The organism is Stenotrophomonas sp. AS1, assembly GCF_048957655.1.
Classification (GTDB): domain Bacteria; phylum Pseudomonadota; class Gammaproteobacteria; order Xanthomonadales; family Xanthomonadaceae; genus Stenotrophomonas; species Stenotrophomonas bentonitica_A.
Map to the genome: position 1 here is coordinate 123759 of NZ_JARVXM010000010.1, position 25003 is coordinate 148761.

A 25003-nucleotide genomic window follows, 5' to 3' on the forward strand; every position below is an offset into this window, starting at 1 on the left:
GTGTGGGGGGAGCGGTCAGCCGGTCATGGCAGATGCGCCTGCGGGTCGACGCGCTCGCCGTTGCGGAGCATTTCCAGGTGCAGGTGCGGACCGGTCACGCGTCCGGTGCTGCCGACGCGGGCGATCTGCTCGCCGGCCTGCACCTGCTGCCCGACCACGACATCGGTGCCCTGCAGGTGCGCATACAGCGTCTGCCAGCCTTGGCCGTGATCGATCACCACCACCGTGCCGTACTGGGGACCGTCCGGGTAGGCAGTCGTGGCCGCGACGACGCGCCCGTCGGCGGGGGCCAGCACGGGCGTGCCGGAGCGTGCACCGAAATCGGTGCCGCGGTGCGGCCGCTGCCGGATGCTGCCGGTGTCGCCGAAGTGACCGGTGACCCGCGGTGTCTCCAGCGGCGCCTGGAAACGTATCTCGCTGGAGCGCTGGCGCAACGGTGGCAATGGCAGGGGCAGTACGGCATGCGTCATCGAGGCCGCAGGCGGCGCATTGCCGGCGGCAGGATCCGGCAGCGGCCGCGCCGTACTCGCCTGCATCACCATCAGCAGACTCCCGACCAGCAGCGCGCTGCCCAGCAGCATCACGCGCCGTGATCGTGCCAGCGGCCGCGCGGCATCGCCATGCAGCATGTGGCGGATGCGGATTTCATGGCCGGCCAGATCGCGGTGGGTCAGTGCCTGGGCAGGCGTGTGGGCGGCGGCGGACAGGCGCAGCGTGCGCACATAGGCGGTGGCGAACTCGCGCCCGCCCTGGGCATCGTCTGCGAGTGCCCGCGCATCGCAGCGCAGTTCTGCCGCCAGCTGCACGCGTGCGGTGAGGCGGGGCAGGAACGGGTTGAACCACAGCAGGGCGTTGATCACCGCCATCAGACCCGCGCGCTGCGGATCGCGGCGCACCAGGTGCGCTGCTTCATGGCCGAGGATCAGGCTCAACGCACGGTCCTCCAGGTGTGCCAGGGCCGACCGGGGCAGCACGATCATCGGTCGTGGCCAGCGCACTGCGAACGGGCTCATTGGCATTGCGCTGACGCGACAGACAACGCCGGCCGACATCAGCCGCTGCGCGCAGGCACGGCTGCGCGGTCCCGGCCAGTCTGCGGGCGTGATCGGGGTCGTGGCGCGGCACAGCCGGGCCGTGGCCCGCATGCCGTAGGCCACGCGCAGCAAGGCGACGCCCAGGCCGGCGAAATACAGCGCCGCCAGCAGCATGGCGGTGGAAGGACGTACCCAGGGGGAGGTCGCCGCAACGCCGCCGGCGGTGCCGGCGTCTCCCAGGTCCAACGCGACCGGCAGCGGCATCGTCAGCACGGGCGGCAGCGCGACAAGCGGTGCGGGCACCCACAGCGCCACCAGCGTCGACAGCAGCACGGGCATCACCGCCAGCAACCACAGCCCCAGCCAGTAGCCATAGGCCGCGTGGGACAGGCCCAGGTGGCGGTGGAGGCGTTGTCCGGCAACCCAGGCCAGCCCGCCAGCGGCGAGGGCGCCCGCGGCCTGCACCGCCCAGAATCCCAGCGTCAGGCTCATGCCTGGTCGTCCTTGGCAGGTGCACGCAGCAGCGCGTCGAGCTGCTGCAGCTCCTGTTCGCTGAGCAAGCGGCTGTCGGCGAACGCTTGGGCCGGCAATGCGCCATCGATTTCCAGCACCCGGCGCGCGAAGTCGGTGCTGAGGGCGGCCAGCGTGGCGACCTTGCCGACCCGGGCGCGGTACATGTTCAACCCGTGCTCGACGGTTTCTTCGACCAGTCCCTTGTCGACCATCCGTTCCAGCGTCTTGCGCGTGGAGGAATAGGACCAGTCGAGCGCGGCCACGGCGCCGTTGTGCACTTCGCGCGCGCTGCAGGCGCCCTGGCGCCACAGTGCCTTGAGCAGTTCGAGCTCGGCGTTGGAGGGGGTAGGCAGCGCGGACATGGGAATCCCGGTTTGGCGGAGTGTCGCAAGTGTGCGACATCTGTCGCACGGAATGCAACCGCAAGGGCATTGATGCGGATCAATGCCGTCACAGGTGGGGTGCGTACCATCGTGGTGTGCAGCGCGGTGCCAGGAGGGGGCCGCGAGCGGTAGGGAAGCCGTGCTGCCGGGCGCCGGGTCATCCGGTGCCTTCCGTGGGTCCATCGAATAAGGAGTGGAGATATGGCTGCCGAGGAAAAGAACGTGCACACCGCGACGGTGATCGACAAGGAACCCGACGCAACGGGTGGTTACTGGTCCAACCGGCCGGAGAACACGCTGCCGCCGCCGGACATGATGGGCGCCTACATGCGCAACCGCCCGGTGGCACCGGAGGGGGTGGCGACACGCAAGGCGTGGATCATCGGCACCGGCATCGCCGGCCTGGCCGCCGCGTTCTACCTCATCCGCGATGGCGGCATGCCCGCAGGCAACATCACCCTGATCGACAGCCTGGACATCGAAGGCGGCTCGCTCGATGGCGCCGGCGACCCCGAGCAGGGTTATCTCGTTCGCGGCGGGCGCGAAATGAACTGGAACTACGACAACTTCTGGGATCTGTTCCAGGATGTGCCGGCGCTGGAGCTGCCCGCCGGCTACAGCGTACTCGACGAGTACCGGGCGGTGAACGACAACGACCCGAACTACTCCAAGGCCCGGCTGATGCACCAGCAGGGGAAGATCCAGGATTTCTCCACGTTCGGGCTGAGCAAGCCGCAGCAGTGGGAATTGGTCAAGCTCATGCTCAAGCGCAAGGAAGACCTCGACGATGTGACCATCGAGGACTACTTCAGCGACGGCTTCCTGCAGAGCAATTTCTGGTTCTTCTGGCGCTCGATGTTCGCCTTCGAGAACTGGCAGAGTCTGCTGGAGATGAAGCTCTACATGCACCGGTTCCTGGACGCCATCGACGGATTGAACGACATGTCCGCGCTGGTGTTCCCGAAGTACAACCAGTACGAAAGCTTCGTCAAACCGCTGGTGAAGATGCTGCGCGAGCAGGGTGTGCAGGTCACCTTCGGCACCCGGGTATATGACCTGGACATGCGCGTGGAGGGGGAGACGCGTACCGTCATCGGCCTGCGCTGCCGCGTGGAGGGCAACGACACCCTGTTGCCGGTTGCGCAGGGCGATCTGGTGTTCGCGCTGACCGGCTCGATGACCGAGGGCACCGCCTACGGCGACATGGACACGGTACCGGTGCTGAAGCGCCCCCGCGAAACGCCCGGGCAGGACAGTGACTGGGCGCTGTGGCACAACCTCGCCGCGCAGTCGCCGATCTTCGGCAAGCCGGCGAAATTCCATGGCGATATCGACCGCTCGATGTGGGAGTCGGCCACGCTGACCTGCCGGCCCTCGCCGCTGGTGGACAAGATCAAGGCGCTCTCGGTCAACGACCCATACTCGGGCAGGACCGTGACCGGCGGTGTGATCACCTTCACCGACTCCAACTGGGTGCTGAGCTTCACCGTGAACCGCCAGCCGCACTTCGTCGATCAGCCCAAGGACGTGCTGGTGGTGTGGGTGTATGCGCTGCTGATGGACCAGAACGGCAACCACGTGGCCAAGCCGATGCCGGCCTGTACCGGCCGCGAGATCCTGGCCGAGCTGTGCTACCACCTGGGCATCGTCCACCAGCTTGACGAGATCGCTGCCAACACCAAGGTGCGCACCGCGCTGATGCCGTACATCACCGCGCAGTTCATGCCGCGCGCTGCCGGTGATCGCCCACACGTCGTGCCCAGGGGCTGTACCAACCTGGGCCTGCTCGGCCAGTTCGTGGAGACCCGCAACGATGTGGTGTTCACCATGGAAAGCTCGGTGCGTACCGCGCGGGTGGCGGTGTATACGCTGCTGGACCTGCCCAAGCAGGTGCCGGACCTGAGCCCGACCCAGTACGACATCCGCAACCTGGTCAAGGCCGCGCGTGCGCTCAACAACAACGAGCCCTTCCCCGGTGAGCGGCTGCTCCGGCGCGTGCTGGACAAGACCTACTTCGCGCACATCCTGCCGCCGCTGCCGGACACCGAACGCAGCCGTAGCGGTTTCGTCGAAGAGGAAATGTCCTGGCTGGTCGGCAAGGGCAGCAGCGCGCTGAAGGATCTCTCCACGCAGCTGGAAACGCTGCGCGAGACTCTGTCCAAGCGCGGGAAGTAGGCCGGTTCCGGTGCCGCGGTGACCGGGGATCACCGCGGCCCCCTCTGCATGCGGAGGGGGATCGGCGATACTGCAGGCTGATCGCCTGCTGTGATGCACGGACCCGCCCCACATGCCTTTTGATGCGACACCGCCTGCGGCCGAACGCCAGGATGTCACCCGCCTGCTGCGCCGCTGGAGCGAGCAGCACGACATCGCCGCTCGCGATCAGCTGCTTGCACTGCTGTATACGCAGCTGCGTGGCATGGCCGTGGCGCGCCTGGGCACGCCCCAGGATGGCGTGCTGCAGCCGACGGTGCTGGTGCACGAAGCGCTGATGCGGATGATCGATGGCGAGGTCGGTTACCGCGACCGTGTCCACTTCCTTTCCCTGGCGGCCCTGAAGATGCGCAGCGTCCTGGTCGACCACGCGCGCGCGATGGCCGCCTCCAAACGCGGCGGTGGCGTGGTCAACCTGACCCTGTCCCATGTCGATCGGGAAGCCAGCACGGACCATGACGCCTTGGAGGTGTTGGCGCTCAATCGCGCGCTGGAAGCACTCGCACGACTGGATGAACGTGCCGCCCGTACGGTGGAATGGATGTATTTCGGCGGGATGGGCCGCGAAGAGATCGCCCTGGCGCTGGATGTCTCGGTACCCACGGTCGATCGCGACCTGCGGTTCGCCAAGGCGTGGTTGAACCGCCACCTGGCCGGACCGGCCACGCGCGCATGAGTGAGGCCGGTCACTGGCAGAGCGTGCGCGGGCTGTTCGACGCGGTCTGTGACCTGCCCGAGGCGCGTTGGCGTCCGGCCCTGTATGAGCTCTGTGACGACCCGGCCACGATCGACGAAACCCTGCAGCTTCTGCGTGCGCAGACGGCAGACCTGGGCGGTATCGAGCAGGCGCTGGCGGCGGTGATGGCCGCGATGGACGATCCAGCCGCACTGGTCGGGCAGCGGCTGGGGCCGTGGCGGTTGAGCCGCCTGCTCGCCGTTGGCGGGATGGGCGTGGTGTTCCTGGCCGAGCGCGCCGATGCGCTGTACCGGCGCGAAGTGGCGATCAAGTTGATGCGCCGGGCCTACGATCCGCTGTTGGCCACCCGGCTGGCCAGTGAAAGCCAGATCCTGGCCGATCTGCAGCATCCGCATATCGCCCGGCTCTACGACGTTGGCGTGGCCGAGGGCGGGCAGCCTTTTCTGGTGATGGAACACGTACCGGGCGAGCCGCTGGATCGGGCCTGCGACACGCTGGACCTGGCCGCCCGCCTGCGGCTGTTCGTGCAGATCTGCCGCGCGGTGCAGGCCGCGCATTCGCAGTCGGTGGTGCATTGCGACCTCAAGCCCGGCAATGTGCTGGTGCGGGCCGACGGCCAGCCGGTGTTGCTGGATTTCGGCATCGCGCATCTGCTGGGTGACGCCGAAGATAGCGCGCCATTCCTTACTCCGGCCTATGCCAGCCCCGAGCGGCTGGCGGGGCGCCCAGCCAGCGTGGTGGGCGATGTCTACAGTCTTGGCGTGATGCTGGAGCAGCTGCTGCAGCCCACACCGCCACCGGTGCGCAGGGTGCCTGCCGACCTGCTGGCGGTGGCCAGCAAGGCCCGTGCCACGGATCCGGCCGAACGTTATGCCTCCGCCGAAGCGCTGGCCGAGGATGTTGAACGGCATCTGGCCCATCGGCCGGTGCGTGCGCGGCGGCCAGGCCGTTGGCATCGCGCGCGCCTGCTGCTGCGGCGGCAATGGCGCGCCAGTGTGATCGTCGCGCTGGTGGCAGTGATGGTGCTGGCCTTCGTGCTGCGGCTGAGCGAGGCGCGCCACCAGGCCGAACAGAATGCGGCCGCCGCGGCAGGCATCGCCGATGTGCTGGTGGCCGCGTTCGACGCAGCCGATCCGGGCCTGCGCAACGGCACGCCGATGACCGCGCGCGAGGTTCTCGATCTGGGTGCACGCCGGCTCGCGCATGACCGTACCGTGTCGCCCGCGCTGCGCGCACGCATGCAGGCCGCGCTGGGGCGCGCCTACCAGAATCTTGGTCAACCCCTCGATGCGCAGACCCTGCTGCGCGACAGTGTCGATGGCCTGGTGCGCACCGGCGCCGCGCCGCACGAGATCGCCGACGCGCGCGCCAGCCTGGCTGTGCAGCTGCTCAGCGCGGGGCAGGAAAAGGAGGCGCTGGCCAGTGCCGGGCACGCACTGGCGCTGCTGGAGCAGGACGATGATCCGGTGGTACGACTGAAGGCCTTGAACGCCCGCGGCCTGGCCCAGGCGCGGCTGGAGCAGCCGACTGCCGCAGAGCAGTCCTTCCGCGCCGCACTGGCGTTGAGCCGGGGCGGCAACCGTGCACCGCTGCAGCGCGGCGCCCTGGCCACGATGGCCAACCTGGGCGATCTGTACCGCAGCCAGGGCGAGCTGGACAAGGCCGAAGCGATCCTGCGCCAGGCCATGGCCGAGGCATCCCGCGAACAGGGTGTGCAGGGGGCGGAGTACCAGCGGGTCCTCCGCGCGCTGTCCTCGACCCTGCTCAACCAGGGTCGTATCGATGAAGCGCTGGCACTGGCCGAGCGCGGCTTCGCGCTGACCCGGCAGATGTTCGGCGCAGGCAGCAGCTACACCGCCTCGGCCGAAGCCGCGCTGGCGGGCCAGTACCTGGACCTGGGCCGTTACCAGGCCGCAGATCAGCACTTTCGCAACAGCCTGCAGACCAGCGCCGCCGTCGATGGCGTGGACAGCCGCGCCTACGCGGTCAAGCAGTACGCGCATGGGCTGATGGAGGAAGCGCGCGGCGACTATGCGCGGGCCGAGCAGAACTACCGCGCCGCGCTGGCGCGCTATCGGGCGCTGCTCGGGCCCGGGCACGCCGACACACTCGACGTGGAGATGGTGCTGGCCCGGTTGCTGTTGCGCACCGATCGCACGGCCGAGGCGCAGGCACCGCTGCAGCAGGTGGCCGCCCTGTGGCGACGCGAGCTGCCGCCCGAGTCGCCCCAGCTGCTGGTACTGCGCCTGGTCGAGATCGAATGGCTGACCCGTGCCGGGCAACTGGCCGAGGCCGCCCGTGCCCTTGCCACATTCGGCCAGGACCATCCCAGCCTGCCACCGTGGCTGCAACTGCGCCTGCAGATGCAGCAGGCGCTGCTGGCCCAGCGCCGTGGCGATCCTGCGGCGGTACCGCTGTCGGCGCAACTCGTCGAGACGTTCACCGGCTTCTACGGCGCCGATTCCACGGCCACCGCCAAATGGCGCATCCCGCTGGCCGAGGCCATGTACGCCAACGGCGATGCCGCCGGGGCCCGCGCCCAGATCGCCCGGGCCCGGCCGCACCTGCAGGAACTGGCGCCGACGTCGGAGTTCCTCGGCCGCATCACCGTGCTGGAACAACGCCTCGACGGCGGCCATGCGCAGGATCTGGCCGGGACGCGATAGGTTTGTGATGGTTTTCACGGTTTATCGATCAGGGGGCCGATTCCGGGCCTCGTTGATCGAAGGGAAGCCATGTCAGACCATCTCCATCCCGATGCCAGCCGCACTGCCGCGCCTCCGCCGGCAGCCCCGGCCGACGCCATGGACCTCCATGACGCCGAGCTGGACATCACGCAGGCACGCGGCCCGTTCCGTGCGTTCCGCAAGGCCTACGGCAAAGCGCGCGACTGGCATTGTTCGCGGGGGCGCGCCGCGGTGGTCGCGCTTCGCTTCGCCCTGACCGGCGACAGCGGCCGCTTCCGCAGCCACGGTGGCTGGATGGTCTCGCGCATCTACAAGCCGCGCTGACGCGGACGGGCTGACCGGCAGGCGAAGCCCGGTCAGTCGCTCTCGCCCATCCTGCCTTCGGCCAGCGGCACCCGCGAGCCATCGAGCAGGCCGCGGCTCAGCGCGCCGTTCTCGATGAACAGCAGTTCGCCGTTCTCACCGTTCTTGATGCTGCTGTCGATGGCGATGATGCGGTCGCCGTGGAAGCTGCTGACATGCGGCATCGAGGTGTGGCCGACCACGATGCGGGTGAGATCGAGCTGTTTGAGAAGGGCCTCGACCTGGGCGGTGTCCATGCGGCCATCGAAGTAGCCGCGGTACCAGATCGGGCTGGTCTTGCCATCGAACAGGCGAGCGGTGTCCGGTGCAGCCTTGACCTGCTCCTTCGGCAGACCGACCGCCGTCTGGTAGCCGGCATTGGTGGCCTCCATGTTGCGCACCAGGTCCAGGTTCTCCGGGGCGATGCCGCCGTGCAGGAACAGGGTATCGCCGATGCGCAGCAGCACCGGACGGGTGCGCAGCCACTGGCCGATGGTCGAATCCGGCCCATACAGCGCGGGATAGGAACGGCCCAGCAGCTGCGCGCTCTTGAGGTACTTCGGATTGACATAGCGCAGGTCGTTGTAGAGCACCATCGTCTCGTGGTTGCCGAGCACGAAGTGCACCGCACCGCCGGCCGCTGCGGCCTGCTGCTGCAGGCTGTACAGCAGCCAGAACGCCTCGGTGACCTCCGGGCCGCGATCGAAGACATCCCCGGCCACCACCAGCGTGGCATCACCCAGCGACCAGCGGTCGTCGTTGTCGATCACGTGATGGGCCCGCAGCAGTTTCACCAGCAGGCCGTACTGGCCATGGATGTCCGATAGCGCGACGATCCGTGGCGTGGCCGGGAAGCGCGCGACCTCCGCCGTGCGCGGTGGCAGCACGCTCAGCGGGTGCGGATAGCCGCATTCGGGCGCGACCATCGTGGCCTGTTCGCCTGCCGGCAGCTCGCGGCGGATCACATGGTCCTTGCACACCCAGGCTGCCTCCAGCCCCGTGGCGGTACGGAACACATAGGGACCATCGGCATCGACGTGCTCGGCTGGCGCCGCCACCTCGCGTGCGGTGGCCAGCATCGGTGTGATCAGCAGCGCCGACTGGAGCAGCAGCAGAGCAGGGCGGGTCAGGGCGCGGCGGATCGACATCGGGAGGTTCCTGTAGCGGACGGCAGTATCGCGATGCTACGCCGCACCGGGCACGCCAGGCATGCGCCATTGGTCAGCCACCCTTGCCGCAACAGGCGGATGAGGGGGCGGCATCCGCGCCGGGGGATCACCCGCGCTGCAGGGCCTGCCGGCCCGGGGCGTCGGGGAGTGCGTCGGTAGCCACTACCACCTGGTCACGGCCCCGCTTCTTGGCCTGGTACATCGCTGCATCGGCGCGTGCCATCAGCCGCTCGTAATCGGGGTGGCCATCGTGTGCGGCCACGCCGATGCTGGTGGTCAACGACAAGCTGTGGCCGTTGGCCAGCTGTACCGGGCTCTGCGCGATGTGCTTGCGCAGGTTCTCGGCGATCACCTCGGCCTGCGCGGCAGTCGCGGCGACCAGCACCACCACGAACTCCTCCCCGCCATAACGGAACAGGTAGTCGCTGCCGCGGGTGAGCTGGCCGAGCAGGGCGGCCACGTGCTGCAGGGCGCGGTCGCCCCCATCGTGTCCGTGCGCGTCGTTGATGGCCTTGAAGTGATCCAGATCCAGCAGCAACACCGAGAACGGTGTCTGCGTGGAATTGGCCAGTTCGATCTCCCGGCGCAGCACGGTTGGCAGGAAGCGGCGGTTGAGCAGGTTGGTCAGGGCATCGCTGCCGGCATCGAGCTCACCGATCCGTTCGAACAACATGCCCATCAGCGTGCGGATCTGCGCCAGCCGCTCGCGGATCCCCTGCAATGCGCCGAAGCGCGCCGCGAAATCAGCATGCGCCAAGGCTTCCTGCAGCTGTGTATCGACCGCGGCCACCAGCGCGCCGACCTGGCCGGTTTCGCTGCTTTCGCCGAAGCTGGGAATGCCCTTGTGGGTAAACCACAGGCCGAACTCGGACTGGGCCAGCCCGGTGAGCTCGGCCTCGGCATTCTGGCTGGCCATCGCATAGAGCAGGGCGTTTTCCCAATCCAGCAGCAGGGCACGCTGCCGTTCGCGCTCGGTGCTGACGTTCTGCACCAGCGAGAACAGGCGGTAAGCCGCATCCGTCCGCGAGGAACGCTCGCGTGCATGCGTATACGCCAGCGTCATGCCTTCCAGCGCGATGTCCATCGAGGCGCTGAGGCAGTGGATCGCCGCGAAGGCGGTCGCGCTTTCGTCGGCCTGCGCGATGATGCGGTCGAACAGGCGATGCTTGAGTACACGCGCACCGCGGGCCACCAGATCCACCGGAATGCCCACGCGGGCATGCACGTCACCGATCACGCGCTGGGCGGCGACCAGCGCGTTGATGCTGTCCGGGGTAGCGGTGAGAATCTGCTGCAGCCAGCGCTGCATCGCCGGTTTCAGCCGCAGCCGCACCTGGTCGTGCGAGAGGAAGCGGCTGGCGCGCGGGTCTTCGAGCAGCACGTCGTAGAAATGGTGGGCCAGCCCGGGCGGGCTCTCCGCCGACAGGCCAGCCAGCAGTGTCGCCGCCGCCGCCGGCGTCCGCGCCAGCGTATCGGCCCAGGCCAGCGCCAGCGGTTGGCTGGCCTCATCAAGATTTGGAACGTTATGCACGATTGTCTTCCCGCCACACAGGCCGTCGAGAGGTAGCGGCCGGGCGCTGTTGTTATTGAATTGCAAACTGAACGCTGCGGTAAGTGTAATAGTCTCCGCGCGAGGCGCTGCTTAACCTGCCGGCATTGTCCAGGAGAGCTTTCATGGGTCACGACCACGACCATCTGCCCAGCGAGATCCGCCACGAGAAGCCGCTGTGGTGGGCGCTGGGCCTGACCACCACCTTCCTGCTGGTGGAGGTGGCCGGCGCGTTCTGGACCAACAGCCTGGCCCTGTTGTCCGATGCCGCGCACATGGCCACCGACACCCTCGCGCTGATGATCGCGCTGGTCGCGGTCCGGCTCAGCCGACGCCCGCCCGATGCCAAGCGCACCTATGGCTATGCGCGGCTGGAGGCCATCGGCGCGATGATCAACGGCGGCATGCTGTTCGTGGTCGCTGGCTACATTCTCTGGGAGGCGGTGCAGCGTTTCCGCGCGCCGCAGGAGATCGCCTCCACCGGCATGCTGGTGATCGCGGTGTTCGGGCTGGTCATCAACCTGATTTCGATGCGCCTGCTGCGGGCTGGCAGCGGCGAGAGCCTCAACGTCAAGGGGGCGTACCTGGAAGTCTGGGCGGACATGCTGGGCTCGGTCGCAGTGATTCTCGGCGCGCTGCTCATCCGCTGGACCGGCTGGAAACCGATCGATCCGATCCTGGCCGTGCTGATCGGCCTGTGGGTGCTGCCGCGCACCTGGGTGTTGATGCGCGAGGCGATCAACGTGCTGCTCGAAGGCGTGCCCAAGGGCATGGATGTCGCTGAGGTGCGCCGCACGCTGTGTACGCACGATGGGGTGGTGGATGTGCACGACCTGCACGTCTGGGCGCTGGCCTCCAGTACCCCGGCACTGACCGCGCATGTGGTGATGGGGGCCGGTGTGGATGCGGACCGTCTGCGCCGCGAGCTGGGCACCCGGCTGCACGAGCAGCACGGCATCGACCACGTGACCCTGCAGATCGAGACGGACCACTGCGGCGACCCCTGCAGCGTCGGCACCCCGCGTGACCCGCATGCCGATGACCATGCCGGGCATGACCACGCCACGCACGATCATGCCGGCCATGCACACGGCAGCCACGCACACGGCGGCAACGACAGCCGGCGCGCCGCACCGGACGCGCAGGGCCACCACGGGCATCCGCATCCCTGAGCGCCACGGGCGGCCCGGCGGCGGACGGGCAGGGCAGGGTTGCCGCTACAATGCGGGTCTGCCTTGCCATCTGTCGGAGATACTGCAGTGACCCGGAAACTCGTACTGTTGCGCCACGGCCAGAGCCAGTGGAACCTGGACAACCGCTTCACCGGCTGGGTGGACGTGGAACTGACTGAACAGGGCCGCCGCGAGGCTGTCGCCGCCGGCCGCCTGATGCGTGAAGAAGGCCTGCAGCTCGATGTCGCGCACACCTCGGTGCTCAAGCGCGCCATCCACACCCTGCAGGGCGCCCTGGCCGAGCTGGACCAGGACTGGCTGCCGGTCAGCAAGAGCTGGCGCTTGAACGAGCGCCATTACGGCGGCCTGCAGGGCCTGGACAAAGCCGAGACCGCGGCCAAGCACGGCGAGGACCAGGTCAAGATCTGGCGCCGTTCCTATGACATCCCGCCGCCGGCGATGGACATCGAAGACCCGGGTCACCCGATCCATGACCGTCGTTATGCCGGCCTGGACCGCAACGCGCTGCCCGGCACCGAATCGCTGGCCACCACGCTGGACCGCGTGCTGCCGTACTGGTTCGATTCCATCGCCCCGCAGCTGAAGGATGGCAAGACCGTCCTGGTCACCGCCCACGGCAATTCGCTGCGCGCGCTGTACAAGTACCTCAACAACGTCTCGCAGGAAGCCATCCTGGAGCTCAACATCCCGACCGGCATCCCGCTGCTGTTCGAACTCAACGACGACCTGACCGTGCAGTCGTTCCGCTACCTGGGCGACCCGGAAGCGGCGCGCAAGGCGGCTGAGGCCGTGGCGAACCAGGGCAAGGCGAAATAACAACGAAAGGCCGGCGCAAGCCGGCCTTTCTTTACCCCCCCGGGTAGGGCCACCCCATGGGGGGCTGCACGCGACGCCGGCTTCCTGCAGCCACCCATGGGGTGGCTCTACCGCTGCGCGATGGTGTGACCTTTGGCCGGTCCGTCCCGGCCCCTCCCGCGTTACGCTGCCCGATTGCCCGTGATCCGGGCGATGCATCCATCTGTAGCCGGAGAGTCGAATGAAGTTTTCCAAGCTGGTCCCGCTGGGCCTGACCGCCGCCATCGCCGTGTCGCTGGCGTCCTGTGGCAAGACCGATACCGCGCCTGCCGCCACTGCCGATGCCAAGCCGGCATTCGATCAGTCGCAGATCAAGACCGCGCTGATCTCGCTCAACAATGCCGATCTGGACACCGCCATCGCCGCCTGTACCGACCTCAACGGGTTCGTGAACAGCAAGTGGCTCAAGGCCAACCCGGTCCCGAACGACCAGACCACCTGGGGCAGCTTCGAAATCCTGCGCGAGCGCTCGCTGGAAGTGCAGCACGCGCTGGTCCAGCAGGCCGCCGCCAGCCAGGCCAAGGCCGGCACGGTGGAAGCCAAGATCGGCGACATCTGGAAGACCGGTTCGGACGAGGCCAAGATCGAGGCCGCCGGCATCACCCCGTTGCAGCCGCAGCTGGACAAGATCGCCGCGCTGAACGACACCGCCGCCATCACCCAGTACCTGCGCGACAGCCAGGCGGTGGGCCAGGGCGTGCTGTTCTCGCTGTTCGCCAACGCCGATTACAAGGACTCGGCCAACGTCATCGCCTATGTCGGCCAGGGCGGCCTCGGCCTGCCGGAGAAGGGCTATTACTTCGACGATTCGCAGGCCAAGATCCGCGATGCGTACGTTGCCTACATCGCCCAGGTGCTGACCCTGTCCGGCGTCGATGCCGAGCAGGCCAAGACCCAGGCCAAGGCCGTGATGGACTTCGAGACGCGCCTGGCCAAGGCCTCGATGTCGCGCATCGAAATGCGTGACCCCGCCAAGCGCTACAACCCGGTCAGCGCCGCGGACGCAGACAAGCTCACCCCGAACTTCAGCTGGACCGCGCTGTTCGACACGCTGAAGGTGCCGGCCGCGCAGAAGTTCTCGATGGCCCAGCCGGGCTTCTTCGGGGAAGTGGACAAGATGCTGGCCGACGTGCCGGCGGCCACCTGGCAGGCCTACCTGCGCTTCCACACCATCGATGACGCTGCGCCGTACCTGAGCAGCGCCTTCGAAAAGGCCAACTTCGATTTCTACAGCACCACCCTGCGTGGCCAGAAGGAAATGCAGCCGCGCTGGAAGCGCGTGCTGGAGTCGGTCAACGGCGCCATCGGCGAAGGCCTGGGCCAGATGTATGTCGACGCCGTATTCCCGGCCGACTCCAAGGTGCAGATGCAGCACCTGGTGGAGAACCTCTCGGTGGCGCTGAAGGCGCGCCTGGAGAAGCTGGAGTGGATGAGCGAAGACACCCGCAAGAAGGCGCTGGAGAAGTGGGCCAGCTTCACCCCGAAGATCGGCTATCCGGACAAGTGGCGTGACTGGTCGGGCCTGGAAACCAACGGCGACAGCTACCTGGGCAACATGCAGGCCGCGCGCACGTTCAACTACCGCTACATGCTCAACAAGATCGGCAAGCCGGTGGACAAGACCGAGTGGGGCATGACCCCGCAGACCGTCAACGCCTACTACAACGCCACCAAGAACGAGATCGTGTTCCCGGCGGCGATCCTGCAGGCGCCGTTCTTCGACGCCAAGGCCGATCCGGCGCTGAACTACGGCGGCATCGGTGCGGTCATCGGCCACGAGATGATGCACGGCTACGACGATTCGGGCAGCCAGTTCGCCGCCAACGGCAACTTCGACAACTGGTGGACCGACAGCGACCGTGCCGCCTTCACCCAGCGCACTGACCAGCTGGTGGCGCAGTTCGACGGCTATGAGTCGCTGCCGGGCGTGAACGTGAAGGGCAAGCTGACCCTGGGCGAGAACATCGGCGACCTGGGAGGCCTGACCGTGGCGTACGACGCGCTGCAGATGGCGCTGAAGGAAGACCCGAAGGCCAACGTCGAGGTCGACGGCTATTCGCAGGACCAGCGCTTCTTCATGAACTGGGCCACCGTGTGGCGCCGCAACTTCAATGAAGGCGAGCTGCGCGTGCGCCTGAACACCGATCCGCACGCCCCGGCCAACTTCCGTGCCAACGGTGCGCCGTCGAACATGCCGGCGTACGCGCAGGCGTTCGAGTGCAAGGCCGGCGATGCGATGGTGCGGGCCGACGACAAGCGCGTTGTGATCTGGTGATCGCACGCGGTTGAGTGAGACATGAAAAACCCGGCGAAAGCCGGGTTTTTCTTTTCCCGCACGCTCGCGCCAAACCCAGGCCGAGACTACGTAGTGGCGGCCATCATCCGGGTGAACAGCCCGAACACTTCCGGGTCGATCAGGCCGCCCTGCTGGTCGGCAAGAATGCCCATCGCCTTGGCATGCGGCATCGGCCCGCGGTACGGGCGGGCGCTGGTCATCGCGTCGTAGCCATCGACGATGGTCAGCACGCGTGCACCCAGCGGGATCGCGCTGCCTTTGAGCCCATCCGGATACCCGCCGCCGTCGAAGGCCTCGTGGTGTGCGCGGATCAGCCGCGCCACCTCGGCCGCGTCGCTGCGCCCGGTCGCGGCGAAGATGCGTTCACCGCGCTCGGGGTGGGTGCGCATGATCGCGCGCTGTTCGTCATCCAGCCGGGCCGGGTGCAGCAGCACATTGTCCGGAATGCCGATCTTGCCGATGTCGTGGAAGCGCGCAGCCAGGGCCAGGTGTGCGCGCTGCGCGTCATCCAGATCGCACAGGCGGCCGAGCTGCTCGCCGAGCAGGCCGACGCGGTCGCAATGGAATCGGGTGTACTGGTCGCGCATCTGCAGTGACATCGACAGGGCATCGATGGAACACGCCTGCGGATGGACAGCGTCGAACCGGGGGGAGTCGAACATGGGGGCGTCCGGTGGTGGGCGGCCGGAAGACCGCCATCCTGGCAGGACGGCATGCCGCCCGTGCCGGTGGAAAGATACCGCCTGGCGACCGGCGCCAGGCGTGAAATCAGCGCGGGGACAGGGTCAGCAGCAATGCCTTGGCGGCACTGAAGCGGTCTTCAGGCAGCGGCAACGGGTGCTTGATGCGCAGCTTGTCCGGCCCATCCATCGTATACAGCTTGGGCTGCTTCTGGATCAGCTGGATCACCGCCATCGGGTCGATCTCCGGCTTGGGATTGAACACGATGCGGCCACCGTTCTCGCCCAGTTCCAGCTTGCGGATACCCAGCACGTTGGCCTGCAGCTTGAGTTCGGCGATGGCGAAGAGGTGCTTGGCCGGGTCCGGCAGCAGGCCGAAGCGGTCGATCATCTCCACCTGCAGTTCGCGCAGCTCACAGCTGTCGCGCGCGCTGCTGATGCGCTTGTACAGGGTCAGTCGGGTGTGCACGTCGGGCAGGTAGTCGTCCGGGATCAACGCCGGCACATGCAGTTCGACCTCGGCACCGCGCACTTCTTCGCCCGCATCCAGGTCCGGCAGTTTGCCCAGGCGGATGCTGCGCACCGCCCGTTCGAGCAGTTCGGTGTACAGGCTGAAACCGACCTCGGCCATCTGCCCGCTCTGGTCTTCGCCGAGCAGTTCGCCGGCACCGCGGATCTCAAGATCGTGGGTGGCCAGGGTAAAGCCAGCGCCAAGTTCGTCCATCGAGGCGATCGCCTCCAGGCGCTTTTCGGCATCGGGCGTCATCGCGCGCTTGTCCGGCACCACCAGGTAGGCATAGGCACGGTGGTGCGAGCGACCGACACGGCCGCGCAGCTGGTGCAGCTGGGCCAGGCCGAAGCGGTCGGCGCGGTTGATGATGATGGTGTTGGCGTTGGGGATGTCGATGCCCGATTCGATGATCGTGGTCGACAGCAGCACGTTGAAGCGCTGCTTCTGGAAGTCGAGCATCACCCGCTCCAGCTCGCGCTCGGGCATCTGCCCGTGCGCGATGCCGATGCGGGCCTCGGGCACCAGCTCGGCCAGCTCGCGCTGCATGCGGCCGATGCTCTCCACGTCGTTGTGCAGGAAGTACAGCTGGCCACCACGGGCCAGCTCGCGCTGGAACGCCTCGCGCAGCAGCGCGTTGTCCCAGGCGGTAATGAAGGTCTTGACCGCCAGGCGGTTCGGCGGCGGCGTGGCGATGATGGACAGATCGCGCAGCCCGGCCATGGCCATGTTGAGCGTGCGCGGGATCGGCGTGGCGGTCAGCGTGAGCAGGTGCACGTTGGCGCGCATCGCTTTGAGCGCTTCCTTCTGGCGCACACCGAAGCGCTGCTCTTCATCGACGATGACCAGGCCCAGATCCTTGAACTTCACGTCCGGCTGCAGCAGCCGGTGCGTACCGACGATCACATCGATGGTGCCGGCCGCGACCTTCTCCAGTTCGGCCTTGATCTCCTTGGTGGATTTGAAGCGCGACAGCACCTCCACCTTGAGCGGCCAATCGGCGAAACGATCGCGGAAGTTGCGGTAATGCTGTTCGGCCAGGAGCGTGGTCGGCACCAGCACGGCCACCTGCTTGCCGGCACTGGCCGCGGCGAACGCGGCGCGTACGGCGACTTCGGTCTTGCCGAAGCCGACGTCGCCGCAGACCACGCGGTCCATCGGCTGGCTGCTGGCCAGATCGCGCAGCGTCGCGTCGATCGCGGCCAGCTGGTCGGGCGTCTCCTCGAACGGGAACCCGGCCGCGAACGGCTCGTACATCGCGCGGTCCACATGCAGCGCAAGGCCGGCACGGGCACGGCGGCGCGCCTGGATTTCCAGCAGTTCGGCGGCGACGTCGCGGACCTTTTCGGCCGCCTTGCGCTTGGCCTTGGTCCACTGCTCGCCACCGAGCGAATGCAGCGGAGCGGTTTCCGGCGAGGCACCGGAATAGCGGCTGATCAGGTGCAGCTGGGCGACCGGCACGTACAGGCGGTCGCCCTTGGCGTATTCGATTTCCAGGAACTCGCCGGGCATGCCGCCGGCATCGAGCACGATCAGGCCGCGGTAACGGCCGACACCGTGGTCTTCATGCACGATCGGCGAGCCTTCGCTGAGCTCGCCTAGGTCGCGGATGATGGCTTCCGGCTCACGCCCGGCACGGCGGCTGCGGCGCTGCTGGCCGGCCCGTTCCGGGAACAGCTGGCGCTCGGTGAGCACCGCGATCGGCGGGTTCTCCAGTGCGAAGCCATCTTCCAGCGGCGCCACGGTGATGCCGAAGCGCACGCTGTCATCGGCCAGGAAGCCGGGCAGGTCGGCGACCACCGGCGGCTTCAGCTCCGCGGCGAGCAGCACTTCCAGCAGCGCTTCGCGGCGGCCGGCGGAATCGGCGGCGATCAGCACCCGGCCCGGGTAATGCCCGATGAAGGATTTGAGCGCTTCCCCGGCCGGCGCATCGCGCGCGGCGACCGGCAGCGGAGGCAGCGGCTGGTCACCCAGCGGCTGCGCATCGGCGATGCGGTCGTGATCCGGCGGCCAGACTTCAACGCGGGCCAGCCCGTTGAGCGTGGCGCGCAGTTGTTCCGGGCTGGCGTACAGCTCTTCCGGGGCCAGCAGCGGGCGCTCCACGTCATGGCGGCGCTGTTCGTAGCGGTTCTGGGTCTGCGCCCAGAAGGCGGCCGCAGCATCGAACACGTTCGGCGCGAGCACCGGCAGTACGTTGGGCTGCAGGTAATCGAGCAGGGTCGCGGTCTGGTCGAAGAACAGCGGCAGGTAATACTCGATGCCGGCCGGTGCGATGCCGGCCTTGAGATCCTGGTACAGCGCGCTGCGGCGGGTATCCACGTCGAAGCGTTCGCGCAGCGTAGCGAGCACCCGCGAGACGCTGAGATCGTCCAGCGGCACTTCGCGGCCGGGCAGCATGTGCACGGCCTCGACCTTGTCCAGCGAACGCTGCGATTCCGGATCGAAGGCGCGGATCGAATCGATGTCTTCGTCCAGCAGTTCCACCCGCAGCGGCGCATCGGCACCCATCGGATAGACATCCAGCAGGCCGCCACGCACGGCGAAATCACCCGGGTCCATCACCTGCGGCACGTTGCGGTAGCCGGCCGATTCCAGGCGGCGCTTTTCCGCATCCAGATCCAGTCGCTGCCCAACCGTCAGGTCGAAGCTGCCGCCGATGACGTACTTGAGCGGGGCCAACTGCTGCAGCAGCGTCTGCACCGGCACCACGACGATGCCGCGCTTGAGCGCGGGCAGGGCGTGCAGCGCCGCCAGGCGCTGGGAAATGATGTCCGGGTGCGGGCTGAAGGCATCGTAGGGCAGGGTTTCCCAGTCCGGGAAGGCCACGATCGGTACATCGCCGGCACTGCCCAGCAGGGTGTGCAGGTCGGCTTCGATCTGGTTCGCGCCATGGTTGTCGCGCGCGACCACCAGCAACGGCCCGTCGTGCGACTGTGCCGCGCGGGCGATGTACCACGCCAGCGCTGTCGCCGAAGCGGGAGCGCGCCACCAGGCGCGGAGCTGTCCAGGACGTGGCAGCGGCGGAGCGGGATAGGAGGTGCGTGACATGAACCGTCGATTTTAGCAGACCGCAACGTGGCGGCCGCGTCATCCAGCAGCGGCAAGCGCAGGGACGATCCCGTTCCCGGTCGTGCCGATCGTGCCGGTAGTGCGGTAGTGCCGGCCGCTGGCCGGCTCCAGGCGATGCATGACGTCCGCGAGCCGGCCAGCGGCCGACTCTACCGATCAGGATCAGGATCAGGGCGCGGACACGCGCCCCTGTTTCAGCTGTCCAGTTCCAGCACCATGCGCACCAGGCCCGGGGTGCCGTTCGGGTGCGGGATCGGCTGGAAGCCCAGCGAGGCGGCCAGCTGCTTCATCGGCTCGTTCTCTTCGGCGACATCGCCGTACAGACGATCCAGGTACTTGCCGCGCGCCCATTTGACCAGTTTGCGCATCAGCTGGCGGCCCAGGCCCTGGCCGACCAGGAAGCGGCTGACCAGGATCGCGTACTCTGCTTCGCGGGTGCCGGGAATGATCGAGGCGCGCGCAACCGCACCCACCACGGCTTCACCGGCGGGCAGGGACTCGGCCGCGACCAGGGTGATTTCGCTCTTGGGATTCGGGTGGGTCAGGCGCTGCGTCGTTTCCGGCGACAGTTCGGTCACCGACTGCAGGAAACGGTCGCGGATCTCTTCGGGACCGAACAGACTGAACGCGGCATGCAGCGGCGGGCCGTCTTCGGGCCGGATGGGGCGGATCAGCAGCTCGTGGCCACTGGGTGCCTTGAAAATCTCGTGCCAGGGCGGCATGCGGTTACGGGTAGCCATACCGGTGATTCCTTGGTGGTCTTCGGATTCTCGCATCCCGGGGGCAGCGTTCCGTGAACGGATCACTCACGCCGTGTCGGCCGGGAGGCGCCGGCCAGGCCGGGGTGCCGGCCTGGGATTCCGGGGGTCATTCGGCCTGCTTGAGCCACTGCAGGCGGGTCGAGGCGCCTGCCTCGCCCAGGTGCTGCTTGAGCGCCGGCATCGCCGGGGCCAGCACCTGGTCGAACTGCCACGGCGGGTTGAGCAGCAGCATGCCGCTGCCGTTGAGCCGCAGCGGGGAGTCGTCCGGGCGGATCAGCAGCTCGGCGGTCAGCACCGATTTCACCGGCAGGGCGCAGGCCTTGCGCAGGAAATGCAGGATCGTCCGGCGCTGCTTGATCGGGAACCAGATCGCGAAGCTGGCCTGCGGCCAGCGCCCCAGGATCTCGGTCACCGAGGCCAGGATGGCCTGGTACTCGGCGTCCTGCCCTTCGTAAGGCGGGTCGATCAGGACCAGCCCGCGGCCGATCTTCACACCGTTGGCCTTGGGCGGCAGCAGTTTCTTGTTCTGGGCATAGCCATCGGCGTGGTACACGCCGACCCGGCTGTCATGGGCGAACAGTGCCTTCAGCGCCGCGGCCTCGGCGTCCTGCACTTCGCAGACGGCCATGCGGTCCTGCTCGCGCAGGGTCTGGGCGGTCAACAGGGGTGAGCCGGGATAGCTGATCATCGCCCCGACCGGGTTGTCGGCCTGAACCGCCTTGAGGTAGCGCTCGACCACGGCCGGCAGCTGGGGCTGGGCCATCAGGCGCATCACGCCGTCTTCGGCCTCCAGCGTCTTGCGGCTTTCCTCGCTGGCCAGCAGGTAGCGGCCAGCGCCGCCGTGGGTGTCCAGCACGAAGAACGGGCTGTCCTTGCGCTTGAAGGTGTCGAGCAGGGCAAGCTGCACGATGTGCTTGAGCACATCGGCATGGTTGCCGGCATGGAAGGCGTGGCGGTAATTCATCGGCGCAGTGTACGGGGCGGCGGGCCCAGCGGCTATGCTGCGCGCATGAGCCACCCCCTGCACAACGTCCTGGTGGTCGAGGACGAAACCGCCATCGCCGACACCGTCCTGTATGCGCTGCGCAGCGAAGGCTACGGCGCCGAGCACTGCCTGCTCGGCGGGCAGGCGCTGGCCCGCCTGCGCCAGCACGCCTTCGACGTGGTGGTGCTGGATGTCGGCCTGCCGGACATGAGTGGCTTCGAGGTCTGCCGCACCCTGCGTACCTTCAGCGAGGTGCCGGTGATCTTCCTGACCGCCCGCAACGACGAGTTCGATCGCGTGCTCGGCCTGGAACTGGGTGCGGATGACTACATGGCCAAGCCCTTCTCGCCACGCGAGTTGGTGGCACGGGTGCGCGCGCGCCTGCGCCGTGCCGCGGCCCCCGCCGAGGCGTCGGGCTGGCAGCAGCACGGCCGCTTTGCGATCGACCGCGAGGGCAGCCGGATCCGGTTCGGCGACCAGCCGCTGGACCTGACCCGCTACGAATACGCGCTGATGGCCGCCCTGCTGCAGCGACCCGGCGCGATCCTCAGCCGCGCCCAGTTGATGGACCGTGGCTGGGACAGCGACGCCGACAGTGCCGACCGGACCGTCGATACCCACGTCAAGACCCTGCGCGCCAAGCTGCGTGCCGCCGGTGCCGAGACCGACCCGATCCGCACCCACCGTGGCCTGGGCTACGCACTGGAGGTGTAGGCATGCGGCTGGGCCTGAAACTGTTCCTGGGCTTCTTCCTGATCGTGGGCATCGCCGCGTTCTTCGTGATGCGCATCTTCGTCAACGAAGTGAAGCCGGGCGTGCGCCAGGCGATGGAATCGACCCTGGTCGATGCGGCCAACGTGCTGGCGGAAATGGCGGCGGCCGATCTCAAGGCCGGGCACATCCGCGACGGCCGCTTCGTCGCCGACCTGGCGCGTGCGCAGCGACGCGACCCCAAGGCGATGGTGTGGCGCTTTCCCAAGCGCACGCTGGATTACCAGGTCACCATCACCGATGCCAGGGGCATCGTGGTGTATGACTCGACCGGCCGCGATGTCGGCCGCGACAACTCGCGCTGGAACGATGTCTATCGCACCCTGCGCGGCGAGTACGGTGCGCGGTCCAGCCCGGAAACCCCCGGCGACGATACCCACTCGGTGATGCACGTGGCCGCGCCGATCTTCGATCCCGCCGATGGCCGCCGCTTGATCGGCGTCCTCAGCCTGGCCCAGCCGAACCGCAGCATCGATCCCTTCATCGCGGCCAGCCAGCGCGCCATCATGAAGCGTGGTGCGTGGTTGATCGGCTTGTCAGCGCTGATCGGCCTGCTGATGACGGCGTGGCTGATGCACGGGGTGAACCGGCTCAACCGCTATGCCAAGGCCGTCAGCGCCGGGGAACCGGTCCCGCCGCCGAAGCCGCGCCGCGATGAGATCGGCGATCTGGGCCAGGCCCTGGAAACCATGCGCCGCAAGCTGGAGGGCAAGGCCTACGTCGAGCAGTACGTGCAGTCGTTGACGCATGAGATGAAGAGCCCACTGGCGGCCATCCGCGGCGCGGCCGAGCTGCTGCAGGAGCCGCTGCCGGATGCCGACCGCGCGCATTTCGCCCGCAGCATCGAAAGCCAGGCGCAGCGCCTCACCGAAACCATCGACAAGCTGCTGGCGCTGGCCGAGGTGGAGCAGTACGGCTGGCTGCAGAAGCGTGAGCGCCTTGCGTTGGCGCCCTTGCTGCAGGCCGCGGCCGATGCGGTGGCGGTGCGTGCGCAGGCGGCCGGCGTAGCGATCCGGGTGGAAGCCGGGGCCGAAAGCATCCAGGGCGATGGCTATCTGCTGCGCCAGGCACTGAACAATCTGCTGGAGAACGCGGTGGCCTTCTCACCGGCCGGCACGGTCATCACGGTTGGCGCCCATGCAGAAGACGATGGCCTCGCCCTGACCGTGGCCGACCACGGCAGTGGCGTGCCGGACTATGCGCTCGACCGCGTGTTCGAGCGCTTCTATTCGCTGGCGCGCCCGGGCACCGGCCAGCGCAGCTCCGGTCTCGGCCTGTCGTTCGTGCAGGAAGTGGCGCGCCTGCACGGCGGGCGCATCAGCCTGCGCAACCGCGAGCAGGGCGGCGCGCAGGCGGTGTTGTGGCTGCCGTCGCGGCTGCCCTCGGTACCACCGCGGCGCTGACCGCGCCACTTCACACAGACTTCAACCTCGGCACAAACCCCGCACACCGGCACGCGGGAAGCTGGCCCCCTCCCAACCGAGGACGGGTCATGAAATCCCTGAAGATGCTGTTGCGGTTCGCCATCGTGGGCGGACTGATCCTGTTGCTGCTGATTCCGCTGAGCCTGATCAAGGGCGTGATCCGCGAGCGCGAGGCCTACCGCGACGAGGCTTACCAGCGCGTGGCGCAGAGCCGTGCCGGCGCGCAGATCCTGACCGGCCCGATCCGGGTGGTGCCGTGGACCGAAACCCGCGAGGTCGAGGTGGTGGATGCGGCAGGCACCAAGAAGAAGGAGAAGCAGGTCGAGCAGGGGCAGTGGCTGCAGATGCCGGCCACGCTCAAGGTGGACGGCGTGATGCAGCCGGACGAGCGCCGCGTCGGCCTGTTCCGCGTGCCGGTCTACAGCTGGAAGGCGACGATCAGCGCCGAGTTCGCCGATGACGACTATCCCGTGAAGGCCGGCCGCGTGTATGGCGCCCCGTTCCTGACCGTGGGCATCGCCGACGTGCGCGGTCTGGTCGGCTCGCCGAACCTGCGTGTGGATGGCTCGGCCTTGGCGCTGCTGCCCGACGCTGGCGGCGTCAGTGGCATCGGCACTGGCCTGCACGTGGGCCTGCCGGGCCTGGAGGATGAGCGCGGTGGCGTGCTCAAGGGCAGCAAGGTCGAGCTGGAGCTGGTGCTGGATGGCACGCGCTCGCTGTCGGTGGTGCCGGTGGGCGATGACAGCCGCATCGCGCTGCGCTCGCCGTGGCCGCATCCGCTGTTCGGTGGCAGCTTCCTGCCCAACGAGCGCAAGGTCGATGCACAGGGCTTCGATGCACAGTGGGCGGTGTCCTCGCTGGCGTCGCGCGCCCAGCACCAGCTGCGCAACCGCCCGGACATCGATGCCGAGGCCGTGAGCGTTGAGCTGGTCAATCCGGTCGACGTGTATACCCAGGCTGATCGTGCCAGCAAGTACGGCATCCTCTTCATCCTGCTCACCTTCGTCGGCTTCATCCTGTTCGAGCTGATCAAGCAGCTGCGCATCCACCCGCTGCAGTACCTGATGGTGGGCCTGGCGCTGGCGATCTTCTTCCTGCTGCTGCTCAGCCTCTCCGAGCACATCGCGTTCTGGCAGGCCTACGCGCTCTCGGCCCTGGCATGCATCGGCATCCAGACCGTGTATCTGTCCGGCGTACTGAAGAGCTGGCAACGCGGCCTGGGTTTCGCGGTGATGCTCAGCGCCCTGTACGGCGCGCTGTATGGCCTGCTGATCTCGGAGAACAACGCGCTGCTGATGGGCTCGCTGCTGTTGTTCGGCGTGCTGGCCGCGGTGATGTGGGTGACCCGCCGGGTGGATTGGTACGAACTCGGCGCACGCCTGAGCTGAGCAACGATGATGAGCCTGCATCGCTGTCTGCACGAACGTGTGCGCCGGGCGCTCCCTGCCCGGCTGGAGGTGGCCTCACTCCTGGAGGGGGAGGCTTCGGGCTGGCCCTCACCGTTGATGGCGCTGCCCGGCGTGCAGGGAGCGCCGGGGCTGGTGCGCTTCGGCCTGGCGCCGGCCACCTGCGCGGCCATCGCCGCACACGGGCTTGGCTTCCTGGAACAGGCACGGCAGGCGCGTGGGCGCCTGCCGATCCCGCACTGGTGTGGCGCGTACCGGCCGTGGCGCGAAGGCGCGCAGGCCCTGCGCGAGATCGGCATCCGCGGGCTGCCGGGTGACTGGCCGGTGCATGCGCCGGTCTACGCCAGCGCCTCGGTGGACCGCAGCCGCTGGCTGCTGGTGCTGCCCACCCGCAGCCAGCTCTGGTACGGCTGGATGGAATGACCATGACTCTTGGCCCGGGGGCACCGGCCCCGTGCTGGATAGAC

General features: G+C 68.0%; 19 protein-coding genes. 11 read left to right on the top strand and 8 right to left on the bottom strand.

The window, feature by feature from the left end:
• Nucleotides 1-23: 23 nt before the first annotated feature.
• Both PV764_RS19480 and PV764_RS19485 read right to left on the bottom strand, forming a co-directional pair.
• Nucleotides 24-1526 (bottom strand): peptidoglycan DD-metalloendopeptidase family protein, encoded by a 1503-nt coding sequence (locus PV764_RS19480; protein WP_421117343.1) that lies wholly within the window; start codon nt 1524-1526, stop codon nt 24-26.
• Nucleotides 1523-1909, bottom strand: a complete 387-nt coding sequence (locus PV764_RS19485; RefSeq protein ID WP_019184470.1) for a BlaI/MecI/CopY family transcriptional regulator — start codon at nt 1907-1909, stop codon at nt 1523-1525. Before PV764_RS19485 ends, PV764_RS19480 begins: the two co-directional genes overlap by 4 nt.
• A gap of 222 nt (nt 1910-2131) precedes the next feature.
• Between PV764_RS19485 and PV764_RS19490 the strand changes: the two genes are divergently transcribed.
• The 4 genes from PV764_RS19490 (at nt 2132) to PV764_RS19505 (ending at nt 7852) form a co-directional block, all read left to right on the top strand.
• On the top strand, nt 2132-4105 hold the full coding sequence (locus tag PV764_RS19490) for an oleate hydratase (protein ID WP_421117345.1): 1974 nt from the start codon (nt 2132-2134) through the stop codon (nt 4103-4105).
• 112 nt (nt 4106-4217) lie between these two features.
• Nucleotides 4218-4820: an ECF-type sigma factor gene (locus PV764_RS19495; RefSeq protein WP_266084856.1), complete on the top strand. Its 603-nt coding sequence runs from the start codon at nt 4218-4220 to the stop codon at nt 4818-4820.
• Entirely contained in the window at nt 4817-7507 is a 2691-nt protein-coding gene (locus tag PV764_RS19500; RefSeq protein WP_421117347.1) for a protein kinase domain-containing protein, read from the top strand. Before PV764_RS19495 ends, PV764_RS19500 begins: the two co-directional genes overlap by 4 nt.
• 69 nt (nt 7508-7576) lie before the next feature.
• A complete protein-coding gene (locus PV764_RS19505; RefSeq protein ID WP_046272084.1) occupies nt 7577-7852 on the top strand; it encodes a hypothetical protein in 276 nt (91 codons plus the stop codon).
• 32 nt (nt 7853-7884) lie between these two features.
• Here PV764_RS19505 and PV764_RS19510 read toward each other — a convergent pair whose 3' ends face one another.
• Entirely contained in the window at nt 7885-9018 is a 1134-nt protein-coding gene (locus PV764_RS19510; RefSeq protein ID WP_421117350.1) for a metallophosphoesterase, read from the bottom strand.
• A 127-nt stretch (nt 9019-9145) separates the two neighbouring features.
• Entirely contained in the window at nt 9146-10570 is a 1425-nt protein-coding gene (locus PV764_RS19515; RefSeq protein WP_266084853.1) for a diguanylate cyclase, read from the bottom strand.
• A gap of 143 nt (nt 10571-10713) precedes the next feature.
• Here PV764_RS19515 and PV764_RS19520 point away from each other — a divergent pair, with 143 nt between their 5' ends.
• The 3 genes from PV764_RS19520 to PV764_RS19530 all read left to right on the top strand — a co-directional run bounded on the left by PV764_RS19520 (nt 10714) and on the right by PV764_RS19530 (nt 14911).
• Entirely contained in the window at nt 10714-11760 is a 1047-nt protein-coding gene (locus PV764_RS19520) for a cation diffusion facilitator family transporter (protein WP_319623634.1), read from the top strand.
• A gap of 87 nt (nt 11761-11847) precedes the next feature.
• Complete coding sequence (gpmA, locus tag PV764_RS19525) at nt 11848-12597, top strand: 2,3-diphosphoglycerate-dependent phosphoglycerate mutase (protein WP_421117353.1); 750 nt, start codon at nt 11848-11850, stop codon at nt 12595-12597.
• A gap of 220 nt (nt 12598-12817) precedes the next feature.
• Entirely contained in the window at nt 12818-14911 is a 2094-nt protein-coding gene (locus tag PV764_RS19530; protein WP_046272079.1) for a M13 family metallopeptidase, read from the top strand.
• Nucleotides 14912-14997: 86 nt separating this feature from the next.
• On the opposite strand, the gene PV764_RS19535 is transcribed toward PV764_RS19530, so the two are convergent.
• The 4 genes from PV764_RS19535 to PV764_RS19550 form a co-directional block, all read right to left on the bottom strand.
• The gene (locus tag PV764_RS19535) at nt 14998-15594 is read right to left on the bottom strand and encodes an HD-GYP domain-containing protein (protein ID WP_070426900.1); all 597 of its coding nucleotides are present in this window, start codon (nt 15592-15594) and stop codon (nt 14998-15000) included.
• Nucleotides 15595-15700: 106 nt separating this feature from the next.
• Entirely contained in the window at nt 15701-19168 is a 3468-nt protein-coding gene (gene mfd / locus PV764_RS19540) for a transcription-repair coupling factor (protein ID WP_421117356.1), read from the bottom strand.
• Nucleotides 19169-19383: 215 nt separating this feature from the next.
• A complete protein-coding gene (locus tag PV764_RS19545; protein WP_019184458.1) occupies nt 19384-19929 on the bottom strand; it encodes a GNAT family N-acetyltransferase in 546 nt (181 codons plus the stop codon).
• Between the two features lie 127 nt (nt 19930-20056).
• Nucleotides 20057-20914: a 23S rRNA (adenine(2030)-N(6))-methyltransferase RlmJ gene (locus PV764_RS19550; protein ID WP_019184457.1), complete on the bottom strand. Its 858-nt coding sequence runs from the start codon at nt 20912-20914 to the stop codon at nt 20057-20059.
• 45 nt (nt 20915-20959) lie between these two features.
• Between PV764_RS19550 and creB the strand changes: the two genes are divergently transcribed.
• The 4 genes from creB to PV764_RS19570 all read left to right on the top strand — a co-directional run bounded on the left by creB (nt 20960) and on the right by PV764_RS19570 (nt 24959).
• Complete coding sequence (gene creB, locus PV764_RS19555) at nt 20960-21649, top strand: two-component system response regulator CreB (RefSeq protein ID WP_421117358.1); 690 nt, start codon at nt 20960-20962, stop codon at nt 21647-21649.
• A 2-nt stretch (nt 21650-21651) separates the two neighbouring features.
• Nucleotides 21652-23109 (top strand): two-component system sensor histidine kinase CreC, encoded by a 1458-nt coding sequence (gene creC / locus PV764_RS19560; RefSeq protein WP_421117360.1) that lies wholly within the window; start codon nt 21652-21654, stop codon nt 23107-23109.
• Nucleotides 23110-23198: 89 nt separating this feature from the next.
• Complete coding sequence (gene creD / locus PV764_RS19565; RefSeq protein ID WP_019184454.1) at nt 23199-24518, top strand: cell envelope integrity protein CreD; 1320 nt, start codon at nt 23199-23201, stop codon at nt 24516-24518.
• Nucleotides 24519-24527: 9 nt separating this feature from the next.
• Nucleotides 24528-24959: a hypothetical protein gene (locus tag PV764_RS19570; protein ID WP_026069984.1), complete on the top strand. Its 432-nt coding sequence runs from the start codon at nt 24528-24530 to the stop codon at nt 24957-24959.
• Nucleotides 24960-25003: the final 44 nt, after the last annotated feature.